Source organism: Micromonospora sp. NPDC003197 (assembly GCF_053590565.1).
In genome coordinates this window covers 73,668-86,211 of sequence record NZ_JBSFTE010000021.1, presented here as the reverse complement: position 1 = coordinate 86,211, position 12,544 = coordinate 73,668, and the positions used below count along the sequence as shown (strand labels likewise).

Annotated in this window: 12 protein-coding genes; 4 read left to right on the top strand and 8 right to left on the bottom strand. The window is 69.0% G+C overall.

Features of this window, described 5'->3' with window-relative positions:
• Window positions 1-9: 9 nt before the first annotated feature.
• From ACWDV4_RS21945 to ACWDV4_RS21925, 5 genes are all read right to left on the bottom strand, one after another.
• Entirely contained in the window at window positions 10-435 is a 426-nt protein-coding gene (locus tag ACWDV4_RS21945; protein ID WP_449981676.1) for a DUF4247 domain-containing protein, read from the bottom strand.
• Window positions 432-950 (bottom strand): DUF2617 family protein, encoded by a 519-nt coding sequence (locus tag ACWDV4_RS21940; RefSeq protein ID WP_449981674.1) that lies wholly within the window; start codon window positions 948-950, stop codon window positions 432-434. Before ACWDV4_RS21940 ends, ACWDV4_RS21945 begins: the two co-directional genes overlap by 4 nt.
• A 2-nt stretch (window positions 951-952) precedes the next feature.
• Complete coding sequence (locus ACWDV4_RS21935) at window positions 953-1,609, bottom strand: DUF4178 domain-containing protein (RefSeq protein WP_449981673.1); 657 nt, start codon at window positions 1,607-1,609, stop codon at window positions 953-955.
• 192 nt (window positions 1,610-1,801) lie between these two features.
• Complete coding sequence (clpB, locus tag ACWDV4_RS21930; RefSeq protein WP_449981671.1) at window positions 1,802-4,393, bottom strand: ATP-dependent chaperone ClpB; 2,592 nt, start codon at window positions 4,391-4,393, stop codon at window positions 1,802-1,804.
• An 83-nt stretch (window positions 4,394-4,476) separates the two neighbouring features.
• Window positions 4,477-5,433 (bottom strand): hypothetical protein, encoded by a 957-nt coding sequence (locus ACWDV4_RS21925; RefSeq protein ID WP_449981669.1) that lies wholly within the window; start codon window positions 5,431-5,433, stop codon window positions 4,477-4,479.
• 348 nt (window positions 5,434-5,781) lie between these two features.
• Between ACWDV4_RS21925 and ACWDV4_RS21920 the strand changes: the two genes are divergently transcribed.
• From ACWDV4_RS21920 to ACWDV4_RS21905, 4 genes are all read left to right on the top strand, one after another.
• Window positions 5,782-6,282, top strand: coding sequence for a cation:proton antiporter regulatory subunit (locus ACWDV4_RS21920; RefSeq protein WP_449981667.1), 501 nt, complete (start codon window positions 5,782-5,784; stop codon window positions 6,280-6,282).
• A 4-nt stretch (window positions 6,283-6,286) separates the two neighbouring features.
• Window positions 6,287-7,492: a cation:proton antiporter gene (locus tag ACWDV4_RS21915; RefSeq protein ID WP_449981666.1), complete on the top strand. Its 1,206-nt coding sequence runs from the start codon at window positions 6,287-6,289 to the stop codon at window positions 7,490-7,492.
• A gap of 188 nt (window positions 7,493-7,680) precedes the next feature.
• On the top strand, window positions 7,681-8,112 hold the full coding sequence (locus ACWDV4_RS21910; protein ID WP_449981664.1) for a hypothetical protein: 432 nt from the start codon (window positions 7,681-7,683) through the stop codon (window positions 8,110-8,112).
• Window positions 8,113-8,324: 212 nt separating this feature from the next.
• A complete protein-coding gene (locus ACWDV4_RS21905) occupies window positions 8,325-9,413 on the top strand; it encodes a S66 peptidase family protein (RefSeq protein WP_449981662.1) in 1,089 nt (362 codons plus the stop codon).
• A gap of 242 nt (window positions 9,414-9,655) precedes the next feature.
• Here the strand turns inward: ACWDV4_RS21905 and ACWDV4_RS21900 are convergent, their stop codons facing one another.
• The 3 genes from ACWDV4_RS21900 to grpE all read right to left on the bottom strand — a co-directional run bounded on the left by ACWDV4_RS21900 (window position 9,656) and on the right by grpE (window position 12,396).
• Window positions 9,656-10,102, bottom strand: a complete 447-nt coding sequence (locus ACWDV4_RS21900) for a heat shock protein transcriptional repressor HspR (protein WP_449981660.1) — start codon at window positions 10,100-10,102, stop codon at window positions 9,656-9,658.
• Window positions 10,103-10,128: 26 nt separating this feature from the next.
• Window positions 10,129-11,316 (bottom strand): molecular chaperone DnaJ, encoded by a 1,188-nt coding sequence (gene dnaJ, locus ACWDV4_RS21895; protein ID WP_449981659.1) that lies wholly within the window; start codon window positions 11,314-11,316, stop codon window positions 10,129-10,131.
• A 93-nt stretch (window positions 11,317-11,409) separates the two neighbouring features.
• Window positions 11,410-12,396: a nucleotide exchange factor GrpE gene (gene grpE, locus ACWDV4_RS21890; RefSeq protein WP_449981725.1), complete on the bottom strand. Its 987-nt coding sequence runs from the start codon at window positions 12,394-12,396 to the stop codon at window positions 11,410-11,412.
• Between the last annotated feature and the right edge of the window lie 148 nt (window positions 12,397-12,544).

Here is a 12,544-nt window from a genome sequence, read left to right as displayed (position 1 = left end):
GGCCCGGGACTACTTACCAGCACCAGGGCCGCCGCCACGGACGGTGTTGCCCCGCCCCCAGGCCCAGGAGTGACCGACGGTGCTGTGGTAACGCGGGTAGGCGCTGGACATCTTCTCCAGCAGGATCACCGACCCCCCAGCGATCGGCTTGATCACCACCGAGTCGTCGTCGTAGCGCAGGTAGACGCCACTGCCGTCGACGTACTGGTCGGCCGGTTTCCAGGCCTTGGTGATCTCGTCGGAGACCGCGCTCGGGGACTTCCGCGAGGTGTAGGCGGTGGCCTGCCTGCCGATGTCGTGGCTGGCCGCCCGGGTGTACTTGTCCTTGACGTAGCCACGTGGCGAGAAGTTGCCGTAGAACACGGCAAAGCCGGCCACCAGCACTCCGATCAGCGCGAACGCCGTTCCCACGATGATCCATCTGCGGTACTTCATCGCATCCTCACCGTCGTTTCGGTCTCGACGAGTTCTCCGGTCTGTGGATAGGCGTGCCAGGTGCGCCATCCGATGTCGCCTGCGGGGTCGGTCCTGGCCCGCAGTGCGGTGATCGAGTCCGGGCCGCCGGGAAAGACCCCGACCAACGCGTACGGATCGTCGGCGAGTTCGTGGCGCAGGGCGGCGGTCCGGCGGACCAACTCGGCGGGGGCCAGGTGCAGCACCCGGGCGGTGAACCGGTAACCGCTCTCCTCGTCGGCCACGGCGGTGGGCAGTTCGGGGTGCCGGCCGGGCAGGCAGGCGACCGTCTCGATGAACTCGGTGCCCAACACGTCCAGCACCACCTGGTGCGATGCGCCGAGCAACCGCAGCCGCAGTCGTACGCCGTCCGGCTGCGCCGCCGTCGGCAGAGCAAGGTCGAGCACGTACAGGGCGGGCCGCTCGGCCGATTCCAGGGCGAAGCTCAGGTCAGCGGCGGAGGTGTCGGCGTACGGCGCGTCGAGGGTGACGAGCATGGTCAGCCGACCTTGTCCGCCGGCCCGGCCTGCGGATAGATCTGCACCTCGGCCCGGTGCAGCCGCTCGCCTCGGGCCACCTCCCACTTGCCGCTGTCGCCGTACGACTCGAAGGAGAGTCGCGCCGGACCGGCGGTGTAGTCGTGGTAGGCGACCGTCCCGGTGGGGTTGAGTCCGGTGGTGCCGGTCGCGGTGTAGCGGGCCTTACCGGATTCCTTCTTGGTGTAGCGCCGCCCGTCGAAGTTGATGGTCGCCTTGCCCGGGGTGACGGTAGCGGCCGGTTCGGCGGTCCAGAGCACCAGTTCCAGGTCGGGGTCCTCCTCGACGGAGAGCCAGACCTTCTCGCCGGCCACGGTGTCGAGTAGGTGCTCGGTCCAACCCCAGTCGCCCTCGGTGAAGCGCAGCGTGCCGCGTACGCCGTACGAGGTGTGCCGAATCTCCACGATGTCGCCAGGCTGGAGGCGGCGGGGGTCACCCCGCAACGCGTCAGCGTCGTCGTCCGCGCTGCGGAATGGGTCACTTCGCGATGGTGTCTTCGCCTTGGTGGCTTCCGCTGCCTTCTTTCGGGCGGCCCGCAGGGCCACCACGGCCACCACCACCCCGGCGACCGCGACCAGGCAACTCACCGTGACCAGCAGGTACGCTAGCGTGCCGTTCATCCAGCCCGTCCTCTCCAACCCGATCGGCCGGTGACGGTAACAAACCCGTGCACGGCCGTCACCCGGCAAGGGGCAGCCTGGTCAACTGTCGGACGGCCCGACCGACGGCAGAGACGACGACGGCGTACCTCGATCCCGAACCAGGATCGAGGTACGCCGGTCGGCAGGCCAGCCTTGCGGCCAGCCCTACGGTCAGGCGGCGGTGACGGTCAGGCCGTCCTTGCTGTCGGCCAGGTCCACTCGGACCGTGTCGCCGTCACGCACCTCACCGGCCAGTAGCGCCTTGGCCAACCGGTCCCCGATCGCCGACTGCACCAGTCGACGCAGGGGCCGGGCACCGTAGATCGGGTCGTAGCCGTGCTCGGCCAGCCAGGTTCGGGCCGTGTCCGAGACGTCCAGGGTGAGCCGACGGTCGGCCAACCGGCGCCGCATCCGGCCGATCTGAATGTCCACGATGGAGCGCAGCTCCTCGCCGGTCAGCGCGGCGAAGACGACGATGTCGTCGAGCCGGTTGAGGAACTCCGGCTTGAAGTGCGAGCGCACCACCGCCAGCACCGCCTCGCGGCGCTGGCCCTCGGAGAGGGTGGGATCGGCGATCACCGACGAGCCGAGGTTGGCGGTGAGGATCAGGATCGCGTTGCGGAAGTCGACCGTACGACCCTGGCCGTCGGTGAGCCGGCCATCGTCGAGCACCTGCAACAGCACGTCGAAGACGTCCGGGTGGGCCTTCTCCACCTCGTCCAGCAGCACCACCGAGTACGGCCTCCGGCGCACCGCCTCGGTGAGCTGACCGCCCTCCTCGTAGCCGACGTAGCCGGGCGGGGCACCGACGAGCCGGGCCACCGAGTGCTTCTCGGCGTACTCGCTCATGTCGATGCGGACCATGGCCCGCTCGTCGTCGAAGAGGAATTCGGCCAGCGCCTTGCCCAGCTCGGTCTTACCGACCCCGGTGGGGCCGAGGAACAGGAAGCTGCCGGTGGGGCGGTCCGGGTCGGCGACGCCGGTACGGGCCCGCCGGACCGCGTCGGAGACCGCGCCGACCGCCTCGGTTTGCCCGATCACCCGGGCGCCGAGCGACGACTCCATCCGCAGCAGCTTGGCAGTCTCGCCCTCCATCAGCCGACCGGCCGGGATGCCGGTCCAGGAGGCGACCACGGCGGCGATGTCGTCCGCGCCGACCTCCTCCTTCAGCATCGCCCCGTCGGCCTGGATGCCGGCGAGCTCCGCCTCGGCCCGGACCAGTTCGCCCTTGAGGGTGGGGATCCGGCCGTAGCGCAGCTCAGCGGCGCGTTCCAGCTCGCCGTCACGTTCGGCCCGCTCGGCCTCGCCGCCGAGCCGTTCCAGCTCCTCCTTGGCGGTGGAGATCCGGGTGATGTGCTCCTTCTCCAACTTCCACCGGTCGCTGAGCGCGGTGAGCTGCTCGCGCTTGTCGGCCAGCTCCTTGCGCAGCCGGTTCAGCCGCTCGGCGGAGGCGGGGTCCGGCTCCTTGGCCAGCGCCATCTCCTCGATCTCCAGCCGGCGTACCGCCCGCTCGATCTCGTCCACCTCGACCGGCCGTGAGTCGATCTCCATCCGCAGCCGGGAGGCGGACTCGTCCACCAGGTCGATCGCCTTGTCCGGCAGGAACCGGTCGGTGATGTAGCGGTCGGAGAGCGAGGCGGCGGCGACCAGCGCGGCGTCGGTGATGCGTACGCCGTGGTGCACCTCGTAGCGCTCCTTGAGCCCGCGCAGGATGCCGATGGTGTCCTCGATGGTCGGCTCGCCGACCAGCACCGGCTGGAAGCGGCGCTCCAGGGCCGGGTCCTTCTCGATGTGCTCGCGGTATTCGTCGAGGGTGGTCGCACCGACCATCCGCAGCTCGCCCCGGGCCAGCATCGGCTTGAGCATGTTGCCGGCGTCCATCGAGCCCTCGCCCTTACCGGCACCGACCACGGTGTGCAGCTCGTCGAGGAAGGTGATGACCTGCCCGTCGGAGTTCTTGATCTCCTCCAGTACGGACTTGAGCCGCTCCTCGAACTGGCCGCGGTACTGCGCGCCGGCCACCATCGCGCCGAGGTCGAGCGAGACGAGCTTCTTGTCGCGCAGCGACTCGGGTACGTCCCCGGCGACGATGCGCTGGGCCAGACCTTCCACGATGGCGGTCTTGCCGACGCCCGGCTCCCCGATGAGCACCGGGTTGTTCTTGGTACGGCGGGACAGCACCTGGATCACTCGACGGATCTCGGCGTCCCGGCCGATCACCGGGTCGATCTTGCCGTCCCGGGCGCTGGCGGTCAGGTCGACGCCGTACTTCTCCAGGGCCTGGTAGGTCTGCTCGGGGTCGGCGGTGGTGACCCGGCGGTCACCGCCCCGGATCGCCGGGAAGGCGGCCACCAGGTTCTCCTCGGTGACCCCGGCTGTCTTGAGAGCCTGGGCGACCACGCCACCGACCTGGGCCAGGCCGGCGAGCAGGTGCTCGGTGGAGGTGTATTCGTCGCCCAACGGGCGGGCGATCTGCTCGGCGGCACCGATGGCGTTGACGAACTCGCGGGAGAGGCTCGGCTCGGCGACGCTGGCTCCCCGGGCGGCCGGCAGTTTCTCCACGGCCCGGATGGCGGCTCGGCGTACGTCGGCGGGGTTGGCTCCGACCGCACGCAGCAGACCGGCAGCGGTCGACCCACCGGTGTCCAACAGCGAGAGCAACAGGTGCCACGGCTCGACGGTGGCGTGGCCCCGCTGATTGGCGATGGCGACGGCACCGGTGATGACTTCGCGGCTCTTGGTGGTGAGGCGTTCGGCGTTCATGGGCTCCCCTGATCGGCGTGTCCACTGGTAGAGACACAACCAGAGTTGAGCCTATTCCGCTCAACTCTGCGATGTGACCCCCGTCACGTCTGTTTCTCCAGAACGACCTGGATCCACCGCCGCTCGTCGTACTTCCCGATGCCCAACCACACGCTGCCGTCGTGCTCGTGGGTACTGAAAAGGGTGCCGTCCGGCAACGCCCGCACCACTTCACCGCCGAGTGGCCAGCCAAGGTCGCGATACCGCCCCTCGCTGATCACCCCACTGCCCCACGGTCCGGTCACCGCCAGCATTCCCGCGCCGATGACCGCCGGCTCGCTGATCCGCCCCGGCTGCCCGGCCACCCGTACCCGCTCCCAACCCGTGCCACCGGTGAGCTGCCAGAGCTGGGGGAAGACCATCGAGTTTTCGCCATGGCCGATCAACCAGGCCCCGCCGTCGATGGCGGCGACCACCAACCGCAGCGAGCGCAGGGCCACGTCGGGTGCCGGCACCGTCATCCGGCGCCAGGTCTGCCCCAGGTCGAAGGAGTACGCCGCGTACGGCTGACCGTCGCGCAACCCACTGACGAAAAGTCGACCACCGGCGTACGCCACCTCACTAAGACCGGGCACCATCGGCTGGGTCGGCAACGGACGGAACCGGTCGTCGATCCACTCGCCCACCTGCGTCGTGCTCGTGTCGTGGCTGAGCTGAAAGCGCCCGAGCAGTTTCCGGTACGCCACCGGCGCACCCTCCATCACCGCTGGAACGGCGACGAACGTCGAGCCTCGATTCGCGGACGCAAACCAGCCGTGCGGCGTGGCTTGCAGGACCAGGTCGTTGCCGGCGGCGTACAGCTGATGGTTCTTTGCCGTCGGGCGGGGATGGCGCAGCGCCTGCCAGGAGCGGCCACCATCGGCGGTGGCGAGCAGGATCGCCGGGCAGTCCACCTCGGGGGCTTCCGCTGGACCCGGTGGACAGTTGGTGTACAGGGCGTAGCCGTGCTCGGCATCGGTGAACTCGACCTGGTGCTGCCCATAGCCGGCCGGTACGGGCACCTGGCTCCGCCGGATCTCGTCCGGTGGGAGCGGTGCCCTGGGGCCTTGCCCTCCCGACGTGTTTCCCGGTGGGTCGGCGGGCGCCCTGGTCGGTGCCGCACGGCGGATGGGGCCGACCGAGCAGCCCGAGATCATCAGGGTCACCACCACGCTCGCCGCCAGCCGTCCCGACCATCGCCGCATCCGGCACCCCCACGACCGACGTCCCAGTGATGCCCGTCAGGGTAGGGCGTGTACGCCCTGCGCGACGTACCGGAAAGGACCGTTTCGACGGCGGTGCGTAACCGTCGTGGCCAGGGCACCCGGCCGAGGCGGGTCGGATTGTCCAGACGCGGTAGCGTGACCGCCGTGCGAGTACGCGTAGAACAGACGGCACTGCCTGGCATCGGTGTACGTCACGACCTGGTGACGACCTCGGGACGGCGAGTGGGTGTGGTCACCCATCGAAACGGCCGACGTGATCTGGTGCTCTACGACGAAGACGATCCCGACGCGTCGGTCGCGGACATTCCGCTGACCGACGACGAGGCGGACGCCCTCGCGGACATCCTCGGTGCCTCGCTCATGCTCGGCCAACTCTCCGGGCTCCGGGAGCAGGCTGCCGGCCTGTTGACCGAGCAGATCTCCATCCCGGCCGGCTCGCCGTATGTGGGCCGCAGGCTGGGTGACACCAAGGCGCGCACCCGTACCAGTGCCTCCATCGTGGCAGTGTTGCGGGAGCGGGAGGTCATCGCCTCCCCGGACCCGACCTTCCGCTTCGAGGCTGGTGACGTGGTGGTCGTGGTCGGCACCCGCACGGGCCTCGACGGTGTCGGCGCGATCCTCGCTGGCAACGACCCGGACGCATGATCGGATGCACGATTTCACCGTTCTGCTGATCGAGGTCGGCGCACTGCTGTTGGGGCTCGGGCTCCTTGGCCGGCTCAGCCGGCGGATCGGGCTTTCCCCGATCCCGCTCTACCTGCTCGCCGGACTGGCCTTCGGCCATGGTGGGCTCCTGCCGCTCTCCGCCAGCGAGGAGTTCTTCGCGGTCGGCGCGGAGATCGGCGTGATCCTGCTGCTGGTCATGCTCGGCCTCGAATACTCCGCGAAGGAACTCATCGGCAACCTGCGCTCGGCAGCCCCGGCCGGGCTGATCGACGGGCTGCTCAACGCGCTACCGGGTGCGGCCTTCGCTTTCCTGATGGGTTGGGGCTGGGTCTCGGCGATCGTGCTGGCCGGTGTCACCTGGGTCTCGTCGTCCGGGGTGATCGCCAAGGTGCTGGCCGACCTGGGTCGGCTGGGTAACCGAGAAACCCCGGTCATCCTCTCGGTGCTGGTCATCGAGGACCTCGCGATGGCGCTCTACCTGCCCCTGGTAACCGCAGTGCTGGCCGGCACCGGTCTGAAGGGCGGCAGCGTCGCCCTCGGCATCGCGGTCTTCACCGTGGTCCTGGTGCTGATCGTGGCCATCAAGTACGGCAACGCCATCTCCGCGATGTTCTCCCCGAAGGACCCGGAGGCGCTGCTGCTCGGGGTGCTCGGCCTGACCGTCCTGGTGGCCGGCATCGCGGCCAGCCTCAAGGTGTCTGCGGCGGTCGGCGCCTTCCTGGTCGGCATCGCACTCTCCGGACAGGTGGCGCACAACGCGACCGAACTGCTCTCGCCGCTGCGGGACCTGTTCGCCGCAGTGTTCTTCGTGTTCTTCGGGTTGGCCACCAATCCAGCGGACATGCCACCGGTGCTGCTGCCGGCGCTGGCGCTGGCCGTCGTCACCATGGCGACCAAGGTGCTCACCGGCTACCTGGCCGCGAAGCGGGTTGGCATCGCCGAACCGGGTCGATGGCGGGCTGGGCTCGGATTGATGCCGCGTGGGGAGTTCTCCATCGTCATCGCCGGGCTGGCGGTCGGTGCTACCGGCATCGCTCCGCAGTTGGCTCCGCTGGCAACCGCGTACGTGTTGATCACGGTGGTCACCGGGCCACTGCTGGCCCGAGTCCCGGACACCCCGTGGTTCAAGGCCTGGCTGCGGCGCCGGGCCGCTGCCCAGCGCTGCGAACCGCTGCCCGCAACCGACTGAACCATTCGTCCCGGCTCACCGGGCTGACCTTCCAACTGACCCAGGCATCAGGCGAACGGCTTGCCTAATGGCACTCCGTGACCCTTCCACCGCGTACCGGCGGCACGCTAACGTGTCGCCGCAATTGGTGGCGGGTACGCGGGGACGGCGCCAGCGCCCCTGCGACAGTGAACGGAAGGTCAGCCCGGGTGAGCTTGCAGGAGTCGACGTTCCGCGGCTTCGCCAACCCGGTCGACCCGTCGCCGGCCGAGTTGCGCGCCTGGGCCTACCAGCCCGACTCGGTACCCCTGGAGTCGATGCCACAGGACTGGGACCTGCTCGTCTCCGGTGACCAACTGATCACGACGCTGTTCGACCTGGCCATGGACCCGTCCTGCCCGGCCCGCCGGTTCGCCCTGCACTGTCTCTACATCTACTCCGGCGACGGAATCCGGACCGGGTTCCGTGCCCATCCCAAGCGCCGGCTGAGCAAGCTGCTCAAGCAGGCCGAGCGGCACGGCGACGAGCTGATGGCGATCTGGGCCCACAACTGCCGGGTGCTGATGACCGACCCGGAGCGATTCGACTATCACGAATGGTGCGAGGGCGGCCTGGTCCGCCAGGCCCGCCGGCTCGGCTAGGGGGATTCGCTCGCCTGGGCGTAGGCGTCCGGCGGCGGCATGCGTCGAAGTCGGTTACCGCCAACCGACAAACATTGACGGCCATGCACGCATTTACCACAATCGACGTACGCTCGGCCACCCATCGAGCTTCCTGCGCACCCAGTGCGAGCGTTGCTCGGTATCACCACAGGCATTGCGGAGCGCCGACCGACAACGTCGAGAGGACATCCATGTCGAATCCACGAGAAGAGAGTGATCCCGCCTCGAATCCCGGTAGAGCCGCGATTTCCCGACGCGGCATGCTCCGCGCCGGCGCGGCCGCCACCAGCAGTGCACTACTGGTCGGCGCGGTCGCCGAGACACCCGTACATGCGGCACCACGTACCGTCGCGGGGGCGGTACGCCCGCCAGCACTACGCCCAGGGGACCGGGTACGGGTCGTATCCCCCGGCAGCACGCCAGACCCCGTCAACATGGCACGAGGTATCGAGATACTGCGCAGCTGGGGCCTCCAGGTGGAATTGGCACCCCACGTCTACACGAAGTACGGATATCTGGCCGGCACCGATGCCGAGCGGATCGCGGATCTCAACGCCGCCCTCAACGACCCCGGAATTCGTGGCGTATTCGCAGCGCGGGGCGGCTACGGCACCCAACGGATCGTCGACCAGATCGACACGTCCAAGCTCCGCCGCGACCCTCGGGTCGTCGTGGGATTCAGCGACATCACCAGCATTCACGGCAAGCTGTGGCGCGATGCCGGGCTGGTCACCTTCTATGGTCCGATGGTCAACTGGACCGACAGCCGTACCGGTCCCGAGTCAGCCGAGGCGCTGCGCCGAGCGGTGATGACGACCGATCCGATCACCATCACTCGGAATCCGACGGAAAGCACCGCACCCGTCCTGGTGCCAGGTCGAGCTAGCGGCCGATTGCTGGGCGGCTGCCTGACTCTGATCTCGACTTCGTTGGGTGCCAAGGACAGTCCGAATTTCGATGGTGCCCTGTTGTTCTTCGAGGATGTGAACGAGGTGCCCTCCAGCATCGACATGATGCTCACCGAGCTTCGCCGGCTGGGCATTCTGTCGAGGGTTGCCGGCGTGGTCATCGGCCAGATCACCAACAGCGTCGGCGAGCCTGACGAGTGGGATGCGGTGGCCGTACTCAAGGACCGTCTCTACGACCTCGGCGTGCCAGTCCTGGGGGGGCTTCCCCTCGGGCACGACAACGGGCAGCTCACCATTCCACTCGGCGCGCACGCAACCATGGACGCGCAGGCCGGGACGTTGACAGTGACCCCTGGGGTCAGACCCCGTTGATCCGGGTGACGAGTCAGGCCCGTTGATCCGGGTGACGTCGCAGCGGGCCGGGAGCCCCCGTGGATCCCGGCCCGCCACGGCATGCGCCAACCGCCGGTCCAGACGGCGATTACGCTGGTGGTTCCGTCCGAATTGTGCAGGTCCGGACCATAAGAGAGGTTAGCTGATCAGTGGAGGAATTTACCGGGCAAACCGGTCATCTTTCCGCACGGTTTCCCGGGCCTCTACGCACGCAGCTTTACTCAGCCCTCGCCAGGCTTTCGCTTTGGCTTCCAGACCACCAGGGCGGTGGAGACCCGACTCGTCGGCACAAGATCCCGACGCGGGAACGCGGAGATCGTCTCCAACTCGGCGGCCCGGCGGACCGCAGCCATCAACTCCGCCTCAAGCTGCGCAATTCGCTGTTGCATCTCCCCCAGCAACTGCTCCAAGCCGATGATCCGCTTGATGCCGGCCAGGTTGACCCCGTCGTCCTGGCTGAGCCGCTGCACCTCACGCAGCAACACCACGTCCCGCACGCTGTAGCGACGCCCACCGCCAGCCGCCCGGCCGGCCTGGACCAGCCCCAAGCGGTCGTACTGGCGCAGGGTCTGCGGATGCATACCCGCCATCCGGGCGGCAACCGAGATCATCAACACCTTGGCGTCGTACGCCGGGTCGCCTGCGGCTGGGAACTCCTCAGCCACCATGGTTCACCTCCGGATACGCAACGCGGTCAACTGGAACGACGTACTCGGGCTTCGATTTGTTCCCGTCCAGCGGACGGGGTGTGCTCGGCGAACGTCTCCAGGGCCTTGCGGGCCTCGTCGGAGAGTTCGGCGGGCACCACGATCTCGACGGTGACCAGCAGATCACCGGCCTGACCATCACGGCGGACCACGCCCTTGCCTCGGGCCCGCAGCGTACGACCGCTGGGCGTCCCCGGCGGCACCCGCAGGGTCACCGCGCCGTCCAGGGTCGGCACCCGCAGATCGGTGCCGAGCGTGGCCTCGGCAAACGTGATCGGCACGGTGAGGGTCAGATCGTCCCCGCTGCGTCCAAACAGGTCGTCGCCCCGGACCTTGACCAGGACGAAGAGGTCACCGGCTGGGCCGCCCCGATCGCCCGGCTCCCCTCGGCCGGCGAGCCGGATCCGCTGTCCGTCGGCGACCCCGGCCGGGAACCTGACGTTGAGCGTGCGGGTCTTGGTCACCCCACCGGTGCCCCGGCACTCCGGGCACTTCTCCTCGACGATCGTCCCGACGCCCTGGCACTCCCGGCACGGCTCGGAAAAGCTGAACGAACCCTGGTCACGGGTGACCACCCCGGCACCATGGCACTGCGGGCAGGCCCTCGGCTGGCTACCCGGCTTGGCACCGTTGCCGTGGCAGGTCTCGCACACCCCCGGTGCGCGCAGGGTCAACGGCAGCGTCACCCCGTGTACGGCGTCGCCGAAGTCGAGTGCCACCTCGGCCTCGACGTCCCGGCCCCGGGTCGGACCGCGCCGGCCTGCGGCACCGCCACCGCCCGAGAAGATGGATCCGAACAGGTCGGAGAAGCCTGCCCCGCCACCGAACCGGGCACCCGCCCCCGGCTGCTGACCACCCATGCCGCCGAACAGGTCGGAGGCGTCGAACGGGAAACCACCCGGGCCGCCGGCTCGGGCGTTACGTCGGAACGCGCCGGAGCCGAACAGCGAGCGCATCTCGTCGTACTCGCGGCGTTTGCGCTCGTCGGAGAGGACGTCGTACGCCTCGGACGCGGCCTTGAACCGCTCCTCGGCCTGGGCGTTCCCGGGGTTACGGTCCGGATGCGACTCTCGGGCCACCTTCCGGTACGTCTTCTTGATCTCGTCGGAGGAGGCTGACTTGTCCACCCCCAGTACGGCGTAGAAGTCTTTCTCCAGCCAGTCCTTGGAACTCAACGGTCGTCCACCTCCTCCCTCGTCGCGTGATCGGGGCGTCCCACATGCCACCGGTCAAGGCACATGCGGGTCGCCCCGATCACGACGTGCGAACTATTCAGGATCAGCAACAGCTACCAGCGCGGCCCGCAGGAGCCGATCACCGAGCAGATAGCCCCGACGCATCACGTCGACGCAGGTCGGCTCGGTGACCTCGGCCGAGGTCAGGTGCGCGACTGCCTCGTGCCGGGTCGGGTCGAACGGGTCGCCCTTCTCGCCAAAGGCGGTCAGCCCGAACTTGGTCAGCGCCGTGGTGAGCTGCTCGGCCACCGAGCCGAACGGCCCGACCAGGTCGCCGTGTTCCCGCGCCCGATCCAGATCGTCCAGTACGGGCAGCAGCGTGGCCAGCACCGTACCGGTGGCCTGCTCGGCCGCCACGGTACGGTCCCGTTCCACCCGCCGGCGGTAGTTGGCGTACTCCGCCGTCACCCGCTGCAGATCACGGGTCCGTTCGTCGAGGTCGGCGCGGAGTGCCTCCAACTCGGCACCGAGCGGGCCGGGCCCGTCCGCTGCCTTCGCCGGGGCGTCCACGACGGGCCCGTCGACGCCCTTGGGCTGCTCGATCTTGGGAACCCGGGCCTTGGCGTCTCCGACCTCGGCCTCGACCTCGGCCTCGTCGACCAGTTCGTCGAGGACCGGGCTGGTCGCCGAGGTCGACGACAACTCGTCGGCTTCGGCTGCCTCGGCCGCGTCCACCGCATCGGCTCGGACCTCGTCGGCGTTCACCGCGTCGTCTTCGACCAGCTCACCCTCGACGATCTCCGCCTCGGCTGCAGTCGCTGTGGCGTCGACCGGCTTGGCGTCACCGGCTGCCTTGCCCTCACTGCCTGGCTTGGACTCACCGCCGGACTTGCCCCCAGCGGTGGCCTTGCCGTCGGACTCGGCGTCAACATCGGACTCGGCCTTGCCGTCGACGGCGTCGACCTTGCTGTCGGCGGGTTCCGTGTTGTCGGCAACCGGATCGGCCTTGCCGCCATCGCTCTCGCCGCCATCGCTCTTGCCACTGGCGACCGGTTCGCTCTTGCCACCGCTCGGATCGATCTTCCGTCGGTCACGGATCACGATGCGCTGGCCGGCCTCACCCTCGGCGGGATTGGCGGGCACCGAGCCACCCGGCGCTGACCCGGTGGAACCCGGGTCAGCGGCTCGTGGCTTTTCCGTCATTGCGACTACCTCTATCCGGTCAACG